The organism is Enterovirga rhinocerotis (assembly GCF_004363955.1).
Classification (GTDB): Bacteria; Pseudomonadota; Alphaproteobacteria; order Rhizobiales; family Beijerinckiaceae; genus Enterovirga; species Enterovirga rhinocerotis.
Genome location: NZ_SNZR01000011.1, coordinates 1,753,203 through 1,775,455 on the forward strand (window position 1 = coordinate 1,753,203; position 22,253 = coordinate 1,775,455).

The 22,253-nt window shown below is 69.3% G+C and carries 23 protein-coding genes; 14 read left to right on the plus strand and 9 right to left on the minus strand.

Annotated features, from left to right (window positions below):
* Positions 1 to 49 precede the first annotated feature (49 nt).
* Positions 50 to 2,251: a hypothetical protein gene (locus tag EV668_RS09030; RefSeq protein ID WP_133769420.1), complete on the minus strand. Its 2,202-nt coding sequence runs from the start codon at positions 2,249 to 2,251 to the stop codon at positions 50 to 52.
* 276 nt (positions 2,252 to 2,527) lie between these two features.
* Between EV668_RS09030 and EV668_RS09035 the strand changes: the two genes are divergently transcribed.
* From EV668_RS09035 to EV668_RS09050, 4 genes are read left to right on the plus strand one after another with little or no spacing between them, the layout of a single operon-like run.
* Positions 2,528 to 3,493: a sulfate ABC transporter substrate-binding protein gene (locus EV668_RS09035; RefSeq protein ID WP_245512960.1), complete on the plus strand. Its 966-nt coding sequence runs from the start codon at positions 2,528 to 2,530 to the stop codon at positions 3,491 to 3,493.
* A gap of 9 nt (positions 3,494 to 3,502) precedes the next feature.
* The gene (cysT, locus tag EV668_RS09040) at positions 3,503 to 4,348 is read left to right on the plus strand and encodes a sulfate ABC transporter permease subunit CysT (protein WP_133769422.1); all 846 of its coding nucleotides are present in this window, start codon (positions 3,503 to 3,505) and stop codon (positions 4,346 to 4,348) included.
* Entirely contained in the window at positions 4,341 to 5,234 is an 894-nt protein-coding gene (gene cysW, locus EV668_RS09045) for a sulfate ABC transporter permease subunit CysW (protein ID WP_133769423.1), read from the plus strand. The genes cysT and cysW overlap by 8 nt, the downstream gene beginning before the upstream one ends.
* 10 nt (positions 5,235 to 5,244) lie before the next feature.
* Positions 5,245 to 6,288 carry a sulfate/molybdate ABC transporter ATP-binding protein gene (locus EV668_RS09050; RefSeq protein ID WP_133769424.1) on the plus strand — a complete coding sequence of 348 codons (1,044 nt, stop codon included), beginning with the start codon at positions 5,245 to 5,247 and terminating at the stop codon, positions 6,286 to 6,288.
* A 24-nt stretch (positions 6,289 to 6,312) separates the two neighbouring features.
* On the opposite strand, the gene EV668_RS09055 is transcribed toward EV668_RS09050, so the two are convergent.
* From EV668_RS09055 to EV668_RS09070, 4 genes are all read right to left on the minus strand, one after another.
* Positions 6,313 to 7,941 carry a long-chain-fatty-acid--CoA ligase gene (locus EV668_RS09055; RefSeq protein ID WP_133769425.1) on the minus strand — a complete coding sequence of 543 codons (1,629 nt, stop codon included), beginning with the start codon at positions 7,939 to 7,941 and terminating at the stop codon, positions 6,313 to 6,315.
* Positions 7,942 to 7,994: 53 nt separating this feature from the next.
* Positions 7,995 to 8,894, minus strand: a complete 900-nt coding sequence (locus EV668_RS09060; protein WP_133769426.1) for a protein-methionine-sulfoxide reductase heme-binding subunit MsrQ — start codon at positions 8,892 to 8,894, stop codon at positions 7,995 to 7,997.
* 81 nt (positions 8,895 to 8,975) lie between these two features.
* The gene (locus EV668_RS09065; protein WP_133769427.1) at positions 8,976 to 9,509 is read right to left on the minus strand and encodes a hypothetical protein; all 534 of its coding nucleotides are present in this window, start codon (positions 9,507 to 9,509) and stop codon (positions 8,976 to 8,978) included.
* Positions 9,510 to 9,557: 48 nt separating this feature from the next.
* On the minus strand, positions 9,558 to 10,937 hold the full coding sequence (locus EV668_RS09070) for an MFS transporter (protein WP_208111496.1): 1,380 nt from the start codon (positions 10,935 to 10,937) through the stop codon (positions 9,558 to 9,560).
* Between the two features lie 182 nt (positions 10,938 to 11,119).
* On the opposite strand from EV668_RS09070, the gene EV668_RS09075 reads away from it, so the two are divergent.
* From EV668_RS09075 to EV668_RS09085, 3 genes are all read left to right on the plus strand, one after another.
* A complete protein-coding gene (locus tag EV668_RS09075; protein WP_133769428.1) occupies positions 11,120 to 12,094 on the plus strand; it encodes an MBL fold metallo-hydrolase in 975 nt (324 codons plus the stop codon).
* A 79-nt stretch (positions 12,095 to 12,173) separates the two neighbouring features.
* Positions 12,174 to 12,947, plus strand: a complete 774-nt coding sequence (locus EV668_RS09080; RefSeq protein ID WP_133769429.1) for an NAD kinase — start codon at positions 12,174 to 12,176, stop codon at positions 12,945 to 12,947.
* Between the two features lie 39 nt (positions 12,948 to 12,986).
* Entirely contained in the window at positions 12,987 to 13,400 is a 414-nt protein-coding gene (locus EV668_RS09085; protein ID WP_133769430.1) for a hypothetical protein, read from the plus strand.
* A 69-nt stretch (positions 13,401 to 13,469) separates the two neighbouring features.
* Here the strand turns inward: EV668_RS09085 and EV668_RS09090 are convergent, their stop codons facing one another.
* Positions 13,470 to 14,057: an HD domain-containing protein gene (locus tag EV668_RS09090; protein WP_133769431.1), complete on the minus strand. Its 588-nt coding sequence runs from the start codon at positions 14,055 to 14,057 to the stop codon at positions 13,470 to 13,472.
* Positions 14,058 to 14,092: 35 nt separating this feature from the next.
* Complete coding sequence (locus tag EV668_RS09095; RefSeq protein ID WP_133769432.1) at positions 14,093 to 15,391, minus strand: NAD(P)H-dependent oxidoreductase; 1,299 nt, start codon at positions 15,389 to 15,391, stop codon at positions 14,093 to 14,095.
* Positions 15,392 to 15,576: 185 nt separating this feature from the next.
* On the opposite strand from EV668_RS09095, the gene EV668_RS09100 reads away from it, so the two are divergent.
* The 5 genes from EV668_RS09100 (at position 15,577) to EV668_RS09120 (ending at position 18,238) form a co-directional block, all read left to right on the plus strand.
* Entirely contained in the window at positions 15,577 to 15,909 is a 333-nt protein-coding gene (locus EV668_RS09100) for an AtpZ/AtpI family protein (protein WP_133769433.1), read from the plus strand.
* Positions 15,910 to 16,001: 92 nt separating this feature from the next.
* On the plus strand, positions 16,002 to 16,754 hold the full coding sequence (locus EV668_RS09105; protein ID WP_133769434.1) for a F0F1 ATP synthase subunit A: 753 nt from the start codon (positions 16,002 to 16,004) through the stop codon (positions 16,752 to 16,754).
* Positions 16,755 to 16,815: 61 nt separating this feature from the next.
* Positions 16,816 to 17,040, plus strand: a complete 225-nt coding sequence (locus tag EV668_RS09110; protein ID WP_133769435.1) for a F0F1 ATP synthase subunit C — start codon at positions 16,816 to 16,818, stop codon at positions 17,038 to 17,040.
* Between the two features lie 39 nt (positions 17,041 to 17,079).
* Entirely contained in the window at positions 17,080 to 17,628 is a 549-nt protein-coding gene (locus tag EV668_RS09115) for a F0F1 ATP synthase subunit B family protein (protein ID WP_133769436.1), read from the plus strand.
* A 121-nt stretch (positions 17,629 to 17,749) separates the two neighbouring features.
* Entirely contained in the window at positions 17,750 to 18,238 is a 489-nt protein-coding gene (locus EV668_RS09120; RefSeq protein ID WP_133769437.1) for a F0F1 ATP synthase subunit B family protein, read from the plus strand.
* An 84-nt stretch (positions 18,239 to 18,322) separates the two neighbouring features.
* Here EV668_RS09120 and EV668_RS09125 read toward each other — a convergent pair whose 3' ends face one another.
* Positions 18,323 to 19,213 (minus strand): LysR family transcriptional regulator, encoded by an 891-nt coding sequence (locus tag EV668_RS09125; protein WP_133769438.1) that lies wholly within the window; start codon positions 19,211 to 19,213, stop codon positions 18,323 to 18,325.
* 136 nt (positions 19,214 to 19,349) lie between these two features.
* Between EV668_RS09125 and EV668_RS09130 the strand changes: the two genes are divergently transcribed.
* Positions 19,350 to 20,102 carry a sulfite exporter TauE/SafE family protein gene (locus EV668_RS09130; protein WP_133769439.1) on the plus strand — a complete coding sequence of 251 codons (753 nt, stop codon included), beginning with the start codon at positions 19,350 to 19,352 and terminating at the stop codon, positions 20,100 to 20,102.
* A gap of 61 nt (positions 20,103 to 20,163) precedes the next feature.
* The gene (locus EV668_RS09135) at positions 20,164 to 21,324 is read left to right on the plus strand and encodes an Ntn hydrolase family protein (RefSeq protein WP_133769440.1); all 1,161 of its coding nucleotides are present in this window, start codon (positions 20,164 to 20,166) and stop codon (positions 21,322 to 21,324) included.
* Positions 21,325 to 21,345: 21 nt separating this feature from the next.
* Here EV668_RS09135 and hchA read toward each other — a convergent pair whose 3' ends face one another.
* Positions 21,346 to 22,224 (minus strand): glyoxalase III HchA, encoded by an 879-nt coding sequence (gene hchA, locus EV668_RS09140; RefSeq protein ID WP_133769441.1) that lies wholly within the window; start codon positions 22,222 to 22,224, stop codon positions 21,346 to 21,348.
* Positions 22,225 to 22,253 lie beyond the last annotated feature (29 nt).

Genomic DNA, 22,253 nt, shown 5'->3' on the forward strand with positions numbered 1-22,253 from the left:
CCAAGCAAGGGCTGCGCCGACGCGGCGACGAAGCGTGCCGCGCACCCGATCAGCGCGCGGCGGGGCTGCCGGCAGGCGGCTCGACGGCCGGCACGACCGGACCGGATGGCGACGGCGCGGAGCCCTCGGCCGCCGGAGCGGTCAGGTCCGTGATCTCGTCGAGAACCAGCTGGTTCATGGCGCAGATGAAGGAGGAGAGCATGTAGCCGTCATGCCGGGCGAGCGCGGTGTCGAAGGCGCGCAGGTTCCAGAAGGGATCGTTCGCCCGCGTGATCGGCGCGAGGCCGGCCTTGTCGAAGCCGTGCTGGAACAGGAGCGCGGGCGCCGCCTCCCCGGCATCGGAACTCGCCCAGAACGTGCTGCGGCGGTTTCCGTCGCGCGCGGCCTGTTTTTGGCGCGCGAGGCCGAGCCAGCCGCGGGCCTCGGGGCAGGTCGCGGAGGGCGAGACGATCTCGCCGTAATCGACCGGGATCTCACGCGGATCGTCGAGCCGGCTCGCCTTGCGCGGCGCCCCGTCGCCGCGTCCGCGCAGCTCGTGCGTGGTCCCGAAAGGCCGGCCCGAGAAGAAATCGTCCGAGCCGCGCGGCGAGGCGGCCCGCCCCCGCGGCGCGCGCGGCGGATCGAGATGGCCGATCGTGCGGGTCTGCTCCGGATCGGTCTGCTGGAACGGCGCGAAGCGGAGGAGATCGACGAGGCCGCGGGCCGCCTTCCGGGAGAGGCCCGCCTCGCGATCGTCGCAGGCGTCGCGTGGATCCTCGCGGGTCAGCACCCGCTCGATCGTGTCGGAGACGGGCCGGAAATCGAACTTGAAGGCCGGGAAGAGATCGTAGGTCGCCCAGTCATAGGCGACGCCGCGCCGAGCGAGAATCTGCGTCTCCTGCAGCTTGTTCCGTTCGATCTGCGCAGCCGCGTCGCGGGCGTGACGCGAGGCGCAGTCGAGTTCGCGCGAGCCGCCGGGGGGCCAGTCGCGTGCCGCTGTCGCGGCGATCACCGTCGGACGCTGATCGTCGCGGAAGAAGTGGTGGCCGGCCTCGTAATCCAGCCTCCGCTCGGAGGGGCTGAAGGAGATCCGCCGCCAGACGGCGCGCTGGATGTCGGTCCATTTGGTCGCCTCCGACGCGGGGTTGATGAGCACGACGAGGTCGCCGAGCGCGGGGGGCAGATAATGGCCCGGCACATGCCGCGAGACCTGCTTGATGAGGTCGTCGCGCAGGGCCGCCGCCAGCATGTTGCCGCCGAGCGAATGGCCGAAGACGATCATGCGGTGCGGGCTGCGCGCCGGCAGCCCTATCTCCGAGGGCGCCCCCGCGAGGCCGAGCGTCTGCTCGATCGCCCGCAGGCCCGCGAAGACGGAGGGCGCCACGGCCTCGCTCACGGGCTTGCGGTCGAACAGGGTCGGGATCGCGAGAAGCTGGCCGATCCAGGCTCCGGCATGGCCGAAGCTGCGCTGGAGCCTCGCCTCGTCGGTGCGCGCCCCGCGCCAGCCGACGAAGACGGCCGTCACGCGGCGCTTCGGCTCGTCGGGATGGGCCGCCTCGCGGTCGGCCAGGAAGCGCGCGGCATGGGCGGCGTAGTGGCGGAATTCCGAGACGTTGGAATCGCCGAGGCCCGAATTGTGCCGCCAGCCATGGACGAAGACCATCACGTAATGCGGCCCACCGTTGCAGGTGCCCGTCCGACGCCGCCCGCACAGGTGATCGAGCAGGGCCTCGAGCTGGTACTGGCTGCCGCGCGAGACAGGGCCGTAGCCCTCGTCGACGCAGCCCGGCACGGCGCCGGAGCAGCGGTTTCGCAGCGCGAAAGGCTTGCCGTCCTCCTGGAACTCCAGAAAGGCGAGGTCGTAGCTCAAGGCGCGCTCCTCGCCCGTCGGGCCGCGATAGCCCGGCAGGACATGGCGCTGGATGGAGCAGGCGAGCCGCGCCCGCCAATCCGGCCCGTGGCTTCGGATGGCCGCGACCTCGTCATTGGCGACGAAATGCGGATCGCCGGGCCGCGCCGGCCGCGCGAGGACATCCCAGCCGGCCTCCCCGCCCCCGAAACAGAGGTCGGAGCGCGGATCGAGCGAGCGGTTCGCGACGCCGATGGGGGCCGAGTACCAGAGGTTCCCGAGCGCGAGCAGCACCACCGCGGCGATGACGGCGACGAACGCACCCTGCGCGAGGCGCACGACGAGGCGCCAGGCCCGGTAAGGCAAAGACAGGAGCGCCCGCAGAACGTCGCGGGCGGCAGTCGAACGGGGGAGCAACCGCATCCGAGCTCTCCAGGCCGGAACCCGTCGAGGCGGAGCGAACCACGAAGCAAGGGGCTGCGCAAGGCGGCGACGCGCGCGGATCCGCCATTCGGTCGCGCAGCCTTAAGGCGCCATCGAACTTCTTGCGACCTTCGCGCTTTATTTCGGGCCCGGGCCGTTCGGCTCGGGCACCCTCGATTGACCGGCCCTCCAGGGGCCGACGCTGAAAGGGACCGGGCCATGCGAAGGAAGCTTCTGTTCGGTCGAACGGCGCTCCTGGCGCTAGGAGCGCTCGCGATGAGCGCCACGGCGTCACTCGCGCAGACGACGCTCCTCAACGTCTCCTACGATCCGACGCGGGAACTCTACCGCGACATCAACGCGGCCTTTGCGCGCCATTGGAAGGAGACGGAGGGGCAGGAGGTCACGCTCCGGGTCTCGCATGGCGGCTCGGGCGCGCAGGCCCGCACCGTCATCGACGGCCTCGACGCGGATGTGGTCACGCTCGCGCTCGCCTCCGACATCGACGCCATCGCCCAGCGGACGAAGAAGATCCCGGCCGATTGGCAGACGCGCCTGCCGCACAATTCCTCGCCCTATACCTCGACGATCGTGTTCCTCGTCCGGAAGGGCAATCCGAAGGGCATCAAGGACTGGGACGACCTCGCCAAGCCCGGCATCCAGGTCATCACGCCCAACCCGAAGACGAGCGGCGGCGCGCGCTGGAACTACCTCGCCGCCTGGGGCTACGCGCTCGACAAATGGGGCAGCGAGGAGAAGGCGCGGGACTTCGTCGCCTCGATCTTCCGGAACGTCCCCGTGCTCGATACGGGCGCGCGCGGCTCGACGATCACCTTCGCGCAGCGCAATCTCGGCGACGTGCTCCTCGCCTGGGAGAACGAGGCCCATCTCGCGACCAAGGAATTCGGCGCGGACAAGTTCGACACGATCGTGCCGCCGCTCTCTATCCTTGCCGAGCCTCCCATCGCCCTCGTCGAGGGCAATGTCGACAGGAAGGGCACCCGCAAGCTGGCGGAGGCCTATCTGCAGTTCCTGTACACGCCCGAGGCGCAGACCATCATCGCGCGCCATCATTACCGCCCCTCGAGGCCCGAGACCGTCGCCGACAAGGCGCTGATCGACGCCCAGCCGAAGCTCAAGCTGATCACCATCGATGAGGTCTTCGGCGGGTGGGCGAAGGCGCAGCCGACGCATTTCGGGAATGGCGGCATCTTCGACAGCTTCGCCAAAGCCAGACGCTGAGAACCGGCCATGGCGGCGGGCGCGCTCTCCATCCTGCCGGGCAGACGCCGGAGCGCGATCCCGGGTTTCGGGCTCGCCTTCGGCTACACGCTGACCTATCTCGGCCTCATCGTCCTGATCCCGCTCGCGGCCCTCCTCATGAAATCCTCGGAGGTGGGCCTGTCGGGCTTCCGGGAGGTGCTCGCGGACGAGCGCGTGCGGCATGCGCTGTGGGTGAGCTTCGGCACGTCCTTCGCCGCGGCGCTCACGGCCTCGGTCTTCGGTCTCCTGATCGCCTGGGTCCTCGTGCGCTACGAATTCCCCGGCCGGCGGATCGCCGACGCGGTGGTCGACCTGCCCTTCGCCTTGCCGACGGCGGTCGCCGGCATCGCGCTCGCGGCCCTCTACGGGCCGAACGGCTGGATCGGCGGCTTCTTCGAGCGCAGGATCGCCTTCACGCCGCTCGGCATCTATCTCGCCCTCGTCTTCGTCGCCCTGCCCTTCGCGGTGCGCACCGTGCAGCCGCTGATCGAGGAGATCGACCGCGAGATCGAGGAGGCGGCCGCCACGCTCGGCTCCTCGCGCATCCGCACCATCCTCACGGTGATCCTGCCGCCGCTCGTCCCCGGCCTGCTGACGGGGTTCGTGCTGGCCTTCTCGCGGGCGGTCGGGGAGTACGGCTCGGTCATCTTCGTCGCCGGCAACCTGCCCTATGTCTCTGAGATCGCTCCGCTCCTGATCGTCATCAAGCTCGACGAGTTCGACATCGCGGGGGCGACCGCCATCGCGACCGTGATGCTCGCGATCTCCTTCGCGGCCCTGCTGCTGATCAACCTGATCCAGGCGGCCTCGCGCCGGAGGTTCGGCCATGTCTGAGATGGCGGCGACCCCGGCCCGAGCCCGGCGCGGTAGGCCGCCGGCCCTCTACCGCGTCGCGACCGAGGCGCCCCTCGCCCGCTGGGCGCTGATCGTCCTGGCACTCGGCTTCCTGACGCTGTTCATCGCGCTGCCGCTCGCCGTCGTCCTGACGGAAGCCTTGCGCAAAGGCCTCGGCGCCGCCGTCGCGGCGATCCGGGAGCCCGACACGGTCTCGGCGATCTGGCTGACGCTGACCGTGGCCGCCATCGCCGTGCCGCTGAACCTCGTCTTCGGCATCGCCGCCTCGTGGTCGATCGCGAAATTCGACTTCCCCGGCAAGAGCCTCCTCATCACGCTGATCGACCTGCCGTTCTCGGTCTCGCCGGTCGTCGCGGGGCTGATCTTCGTGCTGGTCTTCGGGGCCGAGAGCTGGCTCGGGCAATGGCTCATCGAGCACGACCTCAAGGTGATCTTCGCCCTGCCCGGCATCGTCCTCGCGACGGTCTTCGTGACCTTTCCCTTCGTCGCGCGCGAACTCATCCCCCTGATGCAGGAGCAGGGGACGGCGGACGAGGAGGCGGCGCTGACCCTCGGCGCCTCCGGGCTCCGCGCCTTCCTCACCGTGACGCTGCCGAACATCCGCTGGGCGCTGCTCTACGGCGTCCTGCTCTGCAACGCCCGCGCGATGGGCGAATTCGGCGCCGTCGCCGTCGTCTCCGGCCACATCCGGGGCCTGACGAACACCATGCCGCTCCAGGTGGAGATCCTGTACAATGAATACGCCATCTCTGCCGCCTTCGCCGTCGCTTCGCTCCTCGCTCTCCTGGCCCTCGTCACCCTCGCCCTCAAATCCTTCCTCGAGTGGCGGCACGGCGACAAGCTCGCCTCCCGCTCGCGGCACTAGGGCGGGACGCATGCGCGCGACCGAGGTCCGGATCCATGGCGTCAACAAGGCCTTCTCGGAGGCGGCGGCGCTGTCCGACATCGATTTGACGGTGCGCGAAGGCGAACTCCTCGCGCTGCTCGGCCCGTCCGGCTCGGGCAAGACGACGCTCCTGCGCGTGATCGCCGGGCTCGAGATCCCGGATTCCGGCCGCATCTTCTTCGGGGCGGACGACGTGACCGACCGGCCCGTGCAGCAGCGCGGCATCGGCTTCGTCTTCCAGCACTACGCGCTCTTCAGGCACCTGTCGGTGTTCGACAACATCGCCTACGGGCCCCGTTCGCGGCCGCGCGCGCGCAGGCCGTCGGAAGCGGATCTGCGGCAGCGCGTCCACGAGCTGCTCGCCCTCGTCCAGCTCGAGGGGCTCGACCGGCGCTTCCCCGCCCAGCTCTCGGGCGGGCAGCGCCAGCGGGTCGCCCTCGCCCGCGCCCTCGCCATCGAGCCGCGCGTCCTCCTGCTCGACGAGCCCTTCGGTGCGCTCGACGCACAGGTGCGCAAGGACCTCCGGCGCTGGCTGCGCGCCATCCACCGGGAAACGGGCCAGACGACGATCTTCGTCACGCACGACCAGGACGAGGCGCTCGAACTCGCCGACCGGGTCGCGATCCTGAACGGGGGGCGGCTGGAACAGGTCGCCTCCGCCGACGACGTCTACGACGCGCCGGCCTCGGCCTTCGTGATGTCCTTCATCGGCGAGAGCAGCGCCGTGCCGGTCAGAATCTCGGGCGGCCGGGTCCTGTTCGGGGACCGGGCTCTGCCCGTCCCGGCCGCCGGCATTCGAGACGGCGAGGCCGATCTGTTCGTCCGCCCGGGCGACCTGTCCGTCTGCGATCCCGGGTCCGGCGATCTGCACGGGCGGGTCGTCGGGCTGCGGCGCGTGGGAATGACCCGGCGCGCGGATATCCGCCTCGCCGGGACGGAAACGGATGCCGAGCTCGATTCGTCGGGCCGCGACCTGACGCTCGGCGAGGACATCGCCCTCTCGATCGAGGCCGGGCGGGTGTTTCCCCGCTGAGGCCGCCTTCCCGAGGCGGCGCGGTCAGGTTCCCGGGAGGCGGTAATCCGCGAAGCGCCGGCGCAGCTCGGTCTTGAGCAGCTTGCCGGTCGCCGTGTGCGGCAGTTCCTCGACCACCACCACGTCGTCGGGCATCCACCATTTGGCGATCCGAGGACGCAGGAAGTCCAGGACGTCCTCCCGTTCCGGCGCGGCGCCGGGCTTCGCCACGACGATGAGGAGGGGACGCTCGTCCCATTTGGGATGCGCGACGCCGATCACCGCCGCCTCGGCGACGGCGGGGTGGCCGACCGCGAGGTTCTCGAGGTCGATGGAAGAGATCCACTCGCCGCCCGACTTGATCACGTCCTTCGAGCGATCGGTGATCCGCATGTAGCCGTTCTCGTCGAGCGTCGCGACGTCGCCGGTGTCGAAATAGCCCTCCTCGTCGAGGATGTTCTCGTCCTCGCGCTTGAAATAGCGCCGCGCGACGGCGGTGCCGCGCACCTTGAGCCGGCCGAATGTCTTGCCGTCGCGCGGCTGTTCCTTGCCGAGGTCGTCCGTGATCTTCCACTCGACGCCGAAGGGCGCGTAGCCCTGCGTCGACTTCACGGCGAGAAGTTCCTCGTAGCGCTCGCTCGCGGCCTCGGGCTTGATCGAGCAGATCGAGCCGACCGGGCTCATCTCCGTCATGCCCCAGGCATGGAGGACCTCGACGCCGTATTTGGTCTCGAACGCCTCGATCACGGCCGGCGGGCAGGCCGATCCGCCGATGCCGACGCGCTTGAGATGCGTCAGCCTGAGATTGTTCTGCTCCATGTGCTGCAGCAGCGCGAACCAGATCGTCGGCACGGCCGCGGTGAAGGTCACCTTCTCGGTCTCGAGGATGTCGTAGACCGAGGCGCCGTCGAGCTTCGGTCCCGGCATGACGAGGGCCGACCCCGCCATCGGCGCCGCGAAGGCGAGCGACCAGCTATTGGCGTGGAAGAGCGGAACGACCGGCATCACGACCTCCTTGGTCGAGAGGCCGAACGCATCGGGCATCACCGTCATCATGGCGTGAAGGACGTTGGAGCGGTGCGAGTAGAGCACGCCCTTCGGCTCGCCCGTCGTGCCCGAGGTGTAGCAGAGCCCGGCCGCATCGGTCTCGGCGACGTCGAGCCAGCGGAAATCGTCGTCGACCTCCCCGATCCAGTCCTCGTAGGCGATGGCACCGCGCAGGCTCGTCTGCGGCATGTGGGCGGCGTCGGTGAGGATGACGTAGCGCTCGATCGTCGGAAGTTGAGCGGCAAGCTTCTCGATCAGCGGCACGAAGGTGAGGTCGAGGAGGAGGATGCGATCCTCGGCGTGGTTGACGATGTAGACGATCTGATCGGCGAAGAGGCGCGGATTGACCGTGTGATAGATCGCGCCGATCCCGGCGATACCGTACCAGGATTCGAGGTGGCGATGGTTGTTCCAGGCCAGCGTCGCGACACGGTCCCCGGCTTCGATACCGTCCTTCTGGAGGCGCTTGGCGACCCGCAGCGCTCGTCGGCGGACGTCGCCGTAGGTCGTGCGGTGCATGGGGCCTTCGGTGAGGCGGGAGACGACGGCGCGGCCGGGATGCTCCGTCGCCGCGTAGTCGATCACCTTGTGGATCAGCAGCTTCCAATCCTGCATCAACCCGCGCATGCGCCGACCTCCCGCCGCGCCGCGTTGTCCGCGGTCGCTTCCAGCGTCGAAGATTAGGACAGGCGCCGCGCTCCGCCAATCGGACCTTCGGCGGGCGCCGGCTTCGGCCGTCCGCCGATCCTGCGGAGGGCATCGAGAGCCGCCACGGCGAGGCCGGCCGCGAGGACGGACCAGCCGGGCCTCAGCCCGATCGAGACATCCGTGAGCGTCGCCGCGTATTGCGGCAGGAACTCGAACAGGGGTTGCCTGAAGGCGAGGGCGATGCCGATGCCCTCCCCGAGGAAGGTCAGGGCGGAGACGACGAGCGCGAGCGCGGCGAGCGCGAGCGGCGTCAGCGCGGCCTCCCCGCGCCAGGCCGCCAGAAGCCGATAGGCCATCAGCCAGCCGAACAGCCCGGCATAGAGCGTCGGCACGCTGACATCGGCCTTCGTCTGCTGGAAGAAGTGGATCAGCGCGAGAAGCGTCGCGACGTAGCTGGCCTGATGCAGGCGCCGCCAGCGCAAACCGCCGAGGCGCTTCACCATCGCGTCGTTCGAGGTCGCGCCGAGGACGACGAGCGCGATCAGCGCGACGAAGCCGATCGTGAGGTAGAGGCGCGAGGCGATCTCGACGACGGCCTTGAGAAGATCGAACTTGAGATCGGCGACGAACAAGAGGACGTGCGCCACGGCATAGAGGCAGGCGGCGACGCCGATCATGCGCCTCACGTCGACGAGCTTCGCAAGGCGTGCCGAGCGGCGAAGGGGCGTGACGGCGAGAGAGGCGAGGAGAAAGACCAGCGCCCACCAGCCCGTGCGGTGGATCAATTCGTTCAGGGGTCGACCGCCGAGAGCCCCCCTCCCCGCATCGATCGCCATGAGCAGCACGGGCCAGAGGAGGATCGCGAGCGTCGCGATCCGCAGGCCCGAGAGCCGTCCGCGCCGATCGCGCCAGAGAACGAGAGCATCCAGCATGGCCAAACCGTGTGACCCGAGCCGCGCCCGGAACGTGGTATCGCCGCCGTCCCTGGCCAAGTGCCGTCCGGCACGGAGCGATCAGGCGGCGATCTTCTCGACGTCGAAGACACGACCCGCCGGCGTCTGACGCTCGCGCATGACGATGCGGTCGCTCGGCCCGAGAATGCCGAGCGGCACGTCGCGATCCGGCAGGATCACCGTCGCGCTCTTGTTCAGGAACACGATCACCTGCCGTCCCCGGGCCACGGCGCCGGCGGCCCATTGCTTCAGGTGTCCGTAATAGGGATTGCCGCGCCAGGCGTTCGGGGCGCCGGGATCGACCTGGACGAGGAGGAAGCTCGTCACCGGATCGACCGTCAGCACCATCTTGGCGCGTTCGGGCTTCCATTCCGGCCCGAGCCAGGTCTGCGTCATCCAGAGGCAGAAGAAGGCGCGGCAATGATCGGGCCGCGTCGCGTGGATGCCGCAGCCGCGGCCGGGCTTGCAATGGTCGCACCAGCGCCCCGCCGGCTTCTCCAGCGCGGGCACGTCATAGACCTTGCAGCAGAGGGTGCAGGATCCGCAGTTCCGCCCCGCCGCAGGTTCGACCGCAAAGGAAGCCGGATCCAGCATGGAACCGCTCTAACCCAGGCGATCCCATCGGTCGAGCGGGGCAACCGATCAGACGGCATCCGACCGGGGCGTGAGGAGGCGGCTCGCGCTCGCGAGCGCTCCGAGAAGGGCGATCGCGGCACCGACGACGAGCGCCTTGTGCTCTCCGCCTCCGGCCGGATTGAGGGCGAACAGGATCGCGACCATCGTCGCCCCGCCCGTCTGCCCGGAGAGGCGCGCGGTGGCGAGCATGCCGCCGGCCGCTCCCGCCCGTGCCCTCGGCGCCGAGGCGACCATGGTGCGGTTGTTCGGCGCCTGGAACAGGCCGAACCCGAAGCCGCAGAGCGCCATCCGCCAGGCGACATCGAGGAAGGTGGCATCGACCGGCAGCCAGGCGAGGGCCGCGAGCCCCGCCGCGAACAGAAGAAGGCCGATGCTGCCGAGCAACGCCGCCGGGACCCGGTCCGAGAGCGACCCCGCGAACGGCCCGACGATGCCGACGGCGATCGGCCACGGGGTCAGGAGGAGGCCGATCTCGGCGGGGCTCCGATGCATGACGTGATCGAACAGGAACGGGAGCGAGACGAGCGCGAGCATCTGGGCGCAGAAGGAACAGATCGACGTCGCGACCGACAGGCCGAAGATCGGAATGCGCAGGAGATCCATCGGCAGGATGGGGTTCGCCTCGTTGCGTCCCTTCAGCGCAAGCAGCACGAAGCAGCCGAGTCCGGCGAGGGCGAGGGCGATGCCGAGATATGATCGCTCGGACCGCGTCGCGAGATCGACGCCTCCGATGAGAAGCCCGAAGGCGAGCGCGTTCAGCGCCGCGCCGGAATAGTCGAAGGGCCGCGCCGTGGTCTCCGTATGCGGCAGCGCCCAGGCGGCAAGCGCGAGCGTGACGATCCCGACCGGGATGTTGATGGCGAAGAGCCAGGGCCACGTCGCGACCGACAGGATCGCGGCCGCGACGGACGGACCGGCGGCGGAGGCCAGCGACACGACCATCGCGTTCAGCCCGATCGCGCGTCCCAGAAGCCGCTGCGGATAGGTGAAGCGCACGAGCGCCGCGTTGATCGCCATGATCCCCGCCGCGCCGAGCCCCTGGAAGACTCGCGACACGAGCAGCGTCGTCAGCGATTCGGAGAGCGCGCAGGCGAGCGAGGCCGCCGTGAACAGCGCGAGACCGACGAGATAGACCCGGCGGTAGCCGAAGATCTCGCCGAGCGCGGCCATGGGCAACAGCGCGACGACGATGACGATCTGATACGCGTTCACGATCCAGATCGCCTCGTGGGGGGCGATCTGGAACTCGCGCGAGATCGTCGGCAGGGCGACGTTGACCACCGCCGAATCGAGGACAGCCAGCGTGATGGCGAGCCAGATCGCGAGCACCGACCAGTAGCGCTGCGGTACCGGCAACCCGTCCTGGGACGGCGGATCCTTCGTCAACCGGGCGATTCCTCCCTCCCCGAATCTGTCGCGCGAACGCGACCGGTCTGCAATCGTCCAACAGGCGCGCGGCCGATCGGACCCGCTCGTTTTTTGCTCAGGTCCGGAATAGGCTCCGACATTCCGGCGTCATCCGCGCAGCGCAAGGCGAACCGGTCCCATCGGCGCAGAGGGAGAAGGTCATGGTCTCGAGGCGTATCATCATGTCGGCGGGCGCCCTGGCCGCCGCGGGCCTCTCGGCACCGGCGATCGTCGGGCGGGCCGAGGCCCAGGCCGCACGGCCCGCCGCCGACGCGCCGCCCCGGCAATCGGGCTGGTACCGCTACACGATCGGCGACGTCGAGGTCACCGCCATCCATGACGGCCACGCCATGCGCCCGCTGGAGGGCTTCGTGCGCAATGCCGAGCTTGCCGACGTCAAGAAGGCGATGGCCGACGCGTTCCTGCCGGAGGCGGCCCTGCCGATCACCTTCACGACTCTGGTCCTGCGGACGGGCGGGAAAACCGTCCTGATCGACACGGGCAACGGCAATAGCGGCGCACCGACGACCGGCCGCTGGATGGTCAACTTCCAGGCCGCCGGCTTCGACCCGGCCCAGGTCGATGCCGTGATCATCAGCCATTTCCACGGCGACCACATCAACGGCCTCCGGCTCAAGGACGGAACGGCCGTCTTCCCGAAGGCCGAGATCAGCGTGCCGGACACCGAATGGGCCTATTGGACCGACGACGCCAAGATGTCGGCGGCGCCGGACGGGCTCAAGCCGGCCTTCCAGAACGTGCGTCGGGTCTTCGGTCCGCTCGGCAAGGACGTGAAGACCTTCGCGGCCGGCAAGGAGGTCGCGCCGGGCCTCACGGCTGTCGCCGCGCCCGGCCACACCCCCGGCCACACCGCCTTCACGCTCTCGTCGGGGGGCGGCAAGCTGATGATCCTCTCGGACCTCACCAACCATCCGGCGCTCTTTGCCCGCAACCCGACCTGGGCGGCGGTCTTCGACATGGATGCGGACAAGGCGCGCGAGACGCGCATCCGCATGCTCGACATGGCGGCGACCGAGAAGGCCCAGCTCGCCTTCTACCACGCGCCCTTCCCCGCGACGGGCTTCATCCAGAAGGACGGGTCCGGCTTCCGCTTCGTGCCGGCGCAATGGATGTGAGCGGGGGCGGCTTCCCCCGCCCTCCCCGCCTCGTGTAGACCCGGCCTGCCCGGCCTTTCCCGGGCGGGGGTGAGGTGAGATGGGGCGCCGTTACGCGAGCGTGGCCTTCGTCGCGAGCCCGACGCCGGAGGCGGAGGCCGCGGCGGTGGCGCTGAAGGCCGAGTATCCGCATGTGGCGCCCGACGAGGCGGACGTCGTCGTCGCGCTCGGCGGCGACGGGCTCATGCTGTCGACGCTCCACGAGTTCCTCGGCTCGGGGAAGCCCATCTACGGCATGAACAAGGGCACGGTCGGCTTCCTGATGAACGAGTTCAGGACCGAGGGCCTCATGGACCGTCTCGAGGCGGCCCATCGCAGCGTCGCCCATCCGCTTCTCATGAAGGCGACTGACGTCGCGGGGGGCGAGAACCGCGCCTATGCGATCAACGAGGTGCACATGCTGCGCCAGACCCACCAGACGGCGAAGCTGAAGGTCGAGATCGACGGCCGCGTGCGGCTGGAGGAGCTGATCTCGGACGGGATCCTGATCGCGACGCCGGCCGGATCGACCGCCTACAACCTCTCGGTGGGCGGCCCGATCCTGCCGCTGGAAGCCTCGCTCCTCGCCCTGACGCCGATCTCGGCCTTCCGGCCGCGTCGCTGGCGCGGGGCGCTCCTGCCGGACAAGGCGGCGATCACGATCTCCGTCACCGATCCCGAGCGGCGGCCCGTCAGCGCCACCGCGGACCATGTCGAGTTCCGCCGAATCGCGCGCGTGTCGGTCGCGATGGACCACGACGTCGACCTCGTCATGCTGCACGATCCCGGCCACAGCCTGGACGAGCGCATCCTGATGGAACAGTTCGGGTCCTGACCGCTGCCGTCGAACCGGTTTTCGCGTCAGGGGTGATCCATGTCCGTCTTCCATGACGTTCCCGGGGGCGCGGCGCTCGTCGACTGGTTCGGGCACGCCCCGCGCTTCCACGATGCCGTCCTGCTGGAGATCGGTTTCGCCAGCAAAGGTCGAGGAATGCTGCGCATTCACGCCTGGACCATGACGGACGCAGTGGATGCCGAGGGCCACTTCATTCTCGACAAGCACGCCGTGGTCACGCTGGCTCTGCAGGATGTCAGCCGGATCGATTGCACCGATTTCGACATGGTGCCGGGGATCATCTTCGACCTGTCGATTTCCCAGGTCGACGAGCATTTCCATATCGAATGGAATGCCAGCTACGGAATCGTCGGATCCATCCGGTCGAAGCAGATGGAGATCAGCTTCAGGCCTGGAAAACCCGATCAGGTGGGTGGGCTCCGAGACGGATAGCTCGCGGGCACGCTGGTGCCTGCACAGGCCCCGAAGGACCTGACGCGCCCATCGGCGGCCCGATCCCGCTCACGCCCAATGGCGCTGGTAGAACGGCGTCAGGCCGGCATCCGCGAACGCCCGGTCGCTCGAGAAGAGATCGGCGTAGTGCAGCAGATAGGCCTCGTGGGTGCTGCCATGGAAGGGCGCGTTCATGGCATGGGTCGAGACCGTCGCGACCACGAGATCGTCGAAGCCGAGATCGCGAAGCAGCATCGCCCCGACGACGCCGTGCGCCATCTGCTTCGACAGGGGCGTGAACACCACGATCCCGTCCCGCCGCTCGAACAGAAGCGGCTTGTCGATGTCGTGCAGCACGAGAATCGGCACGAAGGTCTCAGGGTCGACCCGTCGCCCCCATTCCTGCTCGGCCCGGCCGGCGAGGACGAGGCCGGTGCGGACGACCTCGTTGACGTGCGACAGGAGCGAGAAGCCGTCGACATCGGGAGAATAGGGCATCTCCTCCAGCGTCGCATGGCTGCTCGACGACCAGGCGCTGACCCAGGCGGTCACGATCCGCTCGCGCGTTTCGCTGGAGACGAGATCGAGCCCGTGCAGGGCCGCCTCGACGGCCCGGCGCTTGTCCGGCGAGCCCCGTTCGATCGTGAAGAATGCCATGACGATCCTCTCTCACCCAGGCGACGAATCGGCCCTCACGCGCCTGCGAAGCGGCGTTCCATCTCCCGGCGGTAGCGGTAGGTCTCGTCCTGTTCGTCGACCTCGACATCGTCCCAGGTGAGGCGCGCGCCCGCCGCCACGGGCCGCTTGATCCGGATATCGCCCGCGAGGCCGATCGGCAGGCCCCCCACCGCGAGGCTGTCGCGGGCGGGCATGACCTTGCCCCAGACGCAGTAGCCGCCCTCCCCGTCCAGCATGTCGCCGGGCGCGAGGTCGCGTTTCGCCGTCGCGACGACGTCGGCGACGAAGGCCTGGGGCGAGCCCGTCGCCTCGTGCCGGAAGGCGGCCGAGAAGATCGAGACGTTGAGCTCCAGCCCTATGAGGTGGAACGGGCGGTGGAGCGCCGCGAGCGTGCCCGTCGCATCGGTCTCGACGCCGTATTCGCGGAAGCAGCGCTGCGTGTACGGACCCGGCGCGGCGAAGACGACGAAGACGCCCCAGCGCAGGTTGTTCGGCACCGTCGTGCCGTCCCGTTCGACGCTCGAGACGACCTCGACCTGCCCGCGATGATGCAGATTGGCCTCGGACAGCACGCGGGGCAGATCCTCGGCGGAACTCGGCGGGAAGGCGAGCCCCTCGGGTGCCGGCGAGAGGCCGGTCGCGTTCGAGACCGCCGCCATCTCGATCCCCGATTTCGTCCCGTCGATGAAGGAGTTGAACATCTGCGCGTTCATGCCGCCGAGCTTCGCGTCCTTCGGGTCGACGCCGCGATGGTGCCAGACGGTCTCCGGCGTCGAGCTGTGGAAGACGGGCAGGTATTTTGTGCCCTTCCCCGCCGCGACGACCTCGAAGCCGCAGCTTCGGGCCCAGTCGACCATCTCGCAGATGAGGGCGGGCTGGTCGCCATAGGCGAGCGTGTAGACGACGCCCGCCTCGCGGGCCTCGAGGGCGAGGAGCGGGCCTGCCAGGACGTCGGCCTCGACATTGACCATCACGACATGGCGGCCGGCGGCGATCGCGGCCCGCGCGTGCCGGATGCCGGCCGCCGGATGGCCGGTCGCCTCGACCACGACATCGACGTCGTCGCGCCGCACCATCGCGGCCGCATCCTCGGTGAAATGGGTGCCCGCCACGAGATCGTCGGACCAGCCGACGCCGCGGCAGGCCGCCCGCGCCCGCTCGACGGACAGGTCGGCGATGACGGTGACGGCCAGGCCGATCGTCGTCGGGACCTGGGCGAGGAACATCGAGCCGAACTTGCCCGCTCCGATCAACCCCACCCGCACCGGACGTCCGGCCTTCGCCCGCTCCCTCGCGATCGCATGCAGATTCAACGTGATTCCTCCCTCGGTCGGTCCCGTTGCACGCAGGCTGAACGCTGCTTCGATCGGCACGGACCCGTTCCGTCGAGAACCTCCTGTCCGCGCGGTTCGGCGCCGTCAAGGCGACTCGGGACGGCTCGACCCGCCGCGCGACGGATGTCCTTCTCGCCCGCCGCCGCGCCTGTTACTGATTCATCATGTCGCTGAAGGATCCGGATTCGAAGTTCGACGACCTCCAGGCGCGGATCGACCGCGCCCGAGGTGAAAGCTTGCCCGAGCCCGCGCCCCGCACCTCAGGCGGCGCCGGAGGCCTTGCGACCGCGCTGCGCCTGTCCAGCGAACTCTTCGCGGGCGTCATCGTCGGAGGCGGGCTCGGCTATTTCGTCGACCGCTTCGCCGGGACCTCGCCCTTCGGGCTTATCGTCTTCATTCTCATCGGCTTCGCGGCCGGGACGACCAATCTCGTGCGGGCCGCATCGCGGCGCACAAATGGTCCCGGAACCCCGCCGGAAACCCGGTCCGGGGGTTGACTCACCGGACGAGAGCCCGCATGGCCTCTCTCGCATTTTGACCGGCCGCCGCGGGGGCACCGGCATGCGCATCAAGGACCGAGAGCGGCGGAATGGCGGCCGGTAAAATCGACCCGATACACCAGTTCGAGATCAGCACGCTGGTGCCTCTCGGGAACACCGGCTTCGGCCTGACCAATTCCGGTCTGTTCATGATCCTGGCGACGGGGCTGATCACCGCGCTGATGGTCTTCGGCGTTCGCAATCGCGAACTGATCCCCGGCCGGCTCCAGTCGCTGGCCGAGATGTCCTACGAATTCGTGGCCTCGACCGTCCACTCGACCACCGGACGCGAGGGGATGAAGTTCTTCCCCCTCGTCTTCTCGCTCTTCATGTTCGTCCTGTTCCTGAACATGCTCGGCATGCTGCCGGGCGGCTTCACGGTGACGAGCCACATCATCATCACCTTCGCGCTGGCGCTTCTCGTCATCCTGACGGTGATCGTGGTCGGCTTCTCGAAGCACGGCCTTCACTTCCTCAAGCTCTTCGCGCCCTCGGGGATCCCGATCTACGTCCTCCCGATCATCACGGTGATCGAGGTCGTCTCGTTCCTCGCCCGGCCCGTCAGCCTGTCGATGCGTCTGTTCGCCAACATGATGGCGGGCCACATCGCACTGAAGCTCTTCGCCACCTTCGTCGTGACCATGGCGGGCGTCGGCTTCTTCGGGGTGCTCGGCGCGGTGCTGCCGCTCGGCATCGCCATCGCGCTGACCGCGATGGAGTTCCTCGTGGCCTTCATCCAGGCCTACGTGTTCACCATCCTGACCTGCATCTACCTCAACGACGCGCTGCATCCGGGCCACTGAGCCGGACGCCGCCGACGCCCTTTCACCTCACGTTCCATCCAGTTCCTTAGGAGAGACCAAAATGGACGCGACTGCCGCCCAACTCATCGGTGCTGGCCTTGCTTGCCTCGGCATGGGCCTTGCCGCCATCGGCGTGGGCAACATCTTCGGCAACTACATCGGCGGCGCGATGCGCAACCCGTCCGCGGCTGACGGCCAGTTCACCCGCGCGATCGTCGGCGTCGCCTTCGCCGAAGCGCTCGGCCTGTTCGCCTTCGTCATCGGCATCCTGCTTCTGTTCCGCTGAGACGGGAGCAAGGGCGGCTCGCCCGTCCGATAGCCTGACATGGCCACTCCCCAGCAAACGACCAGCACCGTCGGGCATCCGGGTGATCAGCATCTGGAAGCAGGATTCCCTGCGTTCCGGACCGACACCTACGCCACCCAGCTCGTCTGGCTCGCCATTGCGTTCGGCGGCCTCTACTACCTGATGTCCAAGATCGCGCTGCCGAAGGTGGCCGAGGTCTTGGAGAATCGGCGGGAGAGGATCGCGGCCGATCTCGATGCGGCGGCCAAGGCGAAGCAGGAAAGCGAGGCGGCGGCCACGGCCTACGAGGAAGCCATCGCTTCTGCGCGGGCGAAGGCCGGTGCGCTCGCCAAGGAGACGCAGGATCGTCTGGCCGCCGAATCGGCCGAGGAGCGCAAGCGCCTCGAGGCCGAGCTCGCAGCCAAGCTCGATGCGGCCGAGCGCACGATCGCCGAGCGTAAAGCTCAGGCGATGACGAATGTGCGCGGGATCGCGTCGGACGCGGCCTCCGCGATCGTCGAGCGTCTCACGGGTCGGCCCGCCGACCAGAAGGCGATCGACACCGCCCTGACCAACGCGAAGGTCTGAGGGCGGCGGGGCGCGCCTTCGGGCGCGCCGTCCTTACAGCGGCGCCTCTTCGCCGTTGCCGCGATTTTCGATTCACCTTGCGGCTGGCTGAGCCTGTCGCACGGTCCGAAGGAGTTCCACGGTGTTCGCCACGCCTGATTTCTGGGTCGCGGTCTCGTTCTTCGCCTTCCTCGGTCTTGTCTGGAAGGCGGGCGGGTTCCGCATGATCATCGGGGCGCTCGACAAGCGCGGCGAGCGCATTCGCCATGAACTCGACGAAGCCAAACGGCTGCGCGAGGAGGCGGCGGCCCTGTTGGCCGATTATCAGAAGAAGCGCGGCGAGGCCGAGAAAGAAGCGGAGGAGATCGTCTCCAACGCCCGTTCCGAGGCCGAGCGCGTGGCCCGCGACGCGAGCGAGCGGCTTGCCGACTTCGTTCAGCGCCGGACCGCCGCGGCCGAGACCCGGATCGCTCAGGCCGAGGCCAAGGCGACCCAGGACGTTCGGGACGCTGCGACCGAAGCCGCGATCAAGGCGTCGGAGACGGTGCTGCGCGACCAGCTTCGCGGCGACGGCAGCCGGGAACTTCTGGAGCGCTCGCTCGGCGAAGTCCGCACCAAGCTGCATTCCTGAGATCGCGTTCCCTGAACGCAAAATCAGCCGGCCTTCGGGCCGGCTTTTTTGTGCCTTGGTGCGCCCCCTCCCCTGGAGGCCAGCTCACGCCAGCCCGCCGGTGAGGTGACGGACGAGTTGCCGCGCATGAGCCGGCAACGCCGACACGCTGCGGGCGCAGAGCGTCAGATGCCGGAGCGCCCAAGCGTCGCTCAGCGGTACCGCCCGGATCGCATCGCGCTCGCCTGAGCGCCGCGCAGCGGCCTCGGGCACGATCGCCACCCCGACCCCGCCGCCGACCATCCGGCAGACGGCGTCCAACCCGCCGACCCGGACGCGAAACTTGAGCGAGCGGCCGGCCTTCGCGGCGTGACCGGCGAGGTGCGACTGAAGGGCGCTGCCATGCGCGAGGCCGACGAAGGCCTCGTCCAGAACGTCCCTGAAAGCGACGTCCGGCCGCTCTGCCAGGCCGTGACCGATGGGGACGACGAGAACCAGCTGGTCCGTCCGGAAGGGAAGGGTCTCGAGGGTGCCGAGATCGACGCTGTCGGCCACGATGCCGAAATCGGCGAGCCCGCCCGCGACGGCCGTGACGATGTCCCGGCTCGCCCGCTCCTCGAGGTCGACATCGATCTCGGGGTGGTCGGCCAGGAAGGAGGCCAGGGCGTCGGGCAGGAATTCCGCCAGGGCGGCGGTGTTCGCCAGCACCCGCACATGCCCGCGCAGCCCTCTGGCATATTGCCCGAGCTCGCCCCGCATCTGCTCCCATTGCCCGAGGACGACGCGCGCGTGATGGGCGACGGCCTGCCCCGCCGGAGTCGGGCGGATGCCGCGAGGGCGACGCTCCAGCAGCGGCACGCCGCCGCTCGCTTCCATGCCGCGGATCCGCTCGCTCGCGGATGCGAGGGCCATCCCGGCACGCTCCGCCCCGCCCGTGATGCTCTCGGCCTCGATCACGCGGAGGAACAGGCGCAGGTCGGTGAGATCGAAACGCATCCGCGATTGTCGGTCCTCGCGGCACACCCGGCAAGCGCATTCGGAAAAGCCGAAGGCGAAAGCCGGGAAGTTCCGCATTGTCGGAGACGGGCGGTGCGGGCAGGCTGCATCGATCCCTGCCGATGCCGATGACGCCATGTCCTTCGATGCCGACCCGTTCTCCATCGCCGTCGCGACGCTGACCTTCCTTCTCGCCGGCTTCGTCAAGGGCGTGATCGGGCTCGGCCTGCCCACGGTGGCGATGGGGCTGCTGAGCACGGTGATGGCGCCGGCCCAAGCGGCCTCGCTTCTGATCGTGCCCTCCTTCGTCACGAATGTCTGGCAGCTCGCGGCCGGGCCGCGTTTCGGCGCCTTGGCCCGCCGGCTCTGGCCGATGATGATCGGCGTCGTGGCGGGCACGCTCGCCGGCACGGGCTTCATGCAGGGAGGCCGCGCCGAACAGGCCGCGATCGCCCTGGGCGTCGCCCTGATCGCCTATGCGGCGCTCGGCCTGTCCGCGCTGCGTTTCTCCGTCCCGCCGCGCGCCGAAGGGTGGCTCGGCCCCGTGATCGGTCTGGTGACAGGCCTCGTGACGGCGGCGACGGGCGTGTTCGTGATCCCGGCCGTCCCGTATCTCGGCGCGCTCGGATTGAAGAAGGAGGAACTGATCCAGGCGCTCGGCCTGTCCTTCACCGTCTCGACCGTCGCGCTTGCCGCCGCCCTCGCGGGAGGCGGCTCGTTCGAAGCGGGCGTGGCCGGCGCGTCGGCCGCGGCGCTCGTCCCGGCCCTGATCGGGATGATGTTCGGCGGATGGGTGCGCGGTCGGGTGAGCGAGCCCGTCTTCCGCCGATGCTTCTTCCTCGGCCTCCTCGCCCTCGGCGCCCATCTCGCCTCGCGTGCGCTGTACTGACGGCCCGGTGTTGACGTGTCTGGCCCGATCGCGTCCGAATGCGTTGGGCTGGGACATGGCGATGACGACGACCCGCAGACTTGTCCTGCTCGGAGCAGCAGCCTTGGGCGCGGGCGCGATCGGCTCGGTCGCGCATCAATCGTACCTCTCCTCCACCCATCGCCGCACGGCGCCGGGTGTCCTTCCTCCGATCCCCGTCTTCGATCTGCGCAAGTCCGATCCCGCCGCGCATGCCGTGGACGGAAAGGAACGGACCCTTGCGCTCGCGGATGCCTGCCTCGGCCCGCTGACGCCTGCGGCGCGCCTCGCGGTCTCAGGCGCGGATGCGCTGGCGCGGCGCTGGCTCCTCGCCTCGGGAACGCCCTATGCCGACGAGATCGCGCGGATCGCCGCCGGCACGGGCGTCGATGGCGCTCATCTCCTGAACGCCAGCTACGAATGGGGCTGCACCGCGCTCGCCGCCCCGGCGCCCGATGGCGAGTCCGCCCGGCTTCTGCGGACGCTGGACTGGCCCTTTCACGGGCTCGGGCAGCGCGTGGAGCTCTGGCGGCAGCGCGGACCGGCCGGCGAGTTCGCGCATCTCTCGTGGCCCGGCGCCGTCGGGCTCCTGACGGGGATGGCACCGGCACGCTTCGCCGCCGCGATCAATCAACCTCCGCTGCGCCGCCGTGCACCCATCGATGCCATCGCCATCGATGCGGCGATCGCGACCCTGTCGACGTGGCGATCGAGCGGCCGGATCCCCGCCCTGCACCTGCTGCGCCGCGTCTTCGAGACGGCACCCGATTTCTCCGCGGCCCGGGAGATGCTGGAGAGGACGCCCATCGCCGCGCCCGCCATCTTCACGCTGGTGGGCCTCGCGCCCGGCGAGACCTGCGTGATCGAGCGCGACATCGAGGCTTTCGAGACGCGCCAGGGCGTCGCGAGCGCCGCCAATACCTGGCGCTATGCGAACTTCCCCGGCGAGTGGGGCACCGGGCGGGCCTCGGAGCAGGCCCATGACAGCGACCAGCGGGCGGAGATGATCGAAGGCTGGGCCGGGCGCGCGGGCGCCCCCTTCGAATGGGTGAAGGCGCCGATCCTCAACGGGATGACGCGCCTCGCCGTCGAGGCCGACCCGGCCAAGGGCACGCTGCGCGCGCTCGGATACGAAGAGGCCCCGAACGACGCGGACAGCGCCGTCCCGGCGACGCTGCCGCTCGATTGGAGCGCCGCCGCGTAGCGGCCCCGCCTCCCGGAACCGCTACCCCTGCGCGACCTCCGCCAGCAGCGTGTCCGCCGCAAGCTTGCCGAGAGCGTTCCCAGCGAGCGGGCTGTCGCCGGTCAGCAGCTTGCGATCGCGATGCGTCATGCCGGAAATGTCGGAATTCACGATCTCGCAGCCCAGCGCCTGCAGCTTCTCGCCGAAGGCCCAGGTGAGGTGTCCCGGCATGTAGCCGATGTCGGGGGTCTGGGCGTCGAGCGCGTCCGGGAAGGCGGCGATCTTGTAGCCGTTGTAGATGAAGCTCTCCTTCGTCTCCCCGAGCCCGGCCGCGAGCAAGGCCGCAGGGCCATGGCAAAGCGAGATCACGAACTTGTCCTTCGCCGCCGCCCATTGGAGGACGGCCTTCACGTCCTCGCTTTCGGGCAGGCCGATCAGCGCCCCATGGCCGCCGGGGATAAAGACGGCGATGTAGTCGGAATCGTCGCCGAGATCGGCCGCGATCACGTCGGAGAGCTTCCGCGGCTCCCTGAACTGCTCCCGGTAGCGCGCATGGAAGCCCTTCACGGCCTCGTCCTCGGACGGCATCGCCCAGAACTCGAACTTGACGGGATTGCCGGAGAGCGTCGCGACGTCGAAGGCGAAGCCTGCCTTGTCGAGATGGTACATCGGCAGCAGCGTCTCGACCGGATGGTTGCCCGTCGAGAACAGCGTGCCGTTATCGGTCGGCAGGTAGCGCTCGTCGGCGCCGATCATCAGGATCTTCCAGCGGCCGCCCGCGTAGGGCTTGGGATAGTCGGCGCCCGCGAGATCGGATTTCGGTGAGGTGAACCGGCTCAGGGAATAGGGCGACGGAAAGAACGCATTCTCCTCCGCAGGGTCGGGGGTCGGACGCTTGTCGTCGGATTGCGTGTCGGCCATCGGCCACGGTCCTCGGTTCGAATGATCCT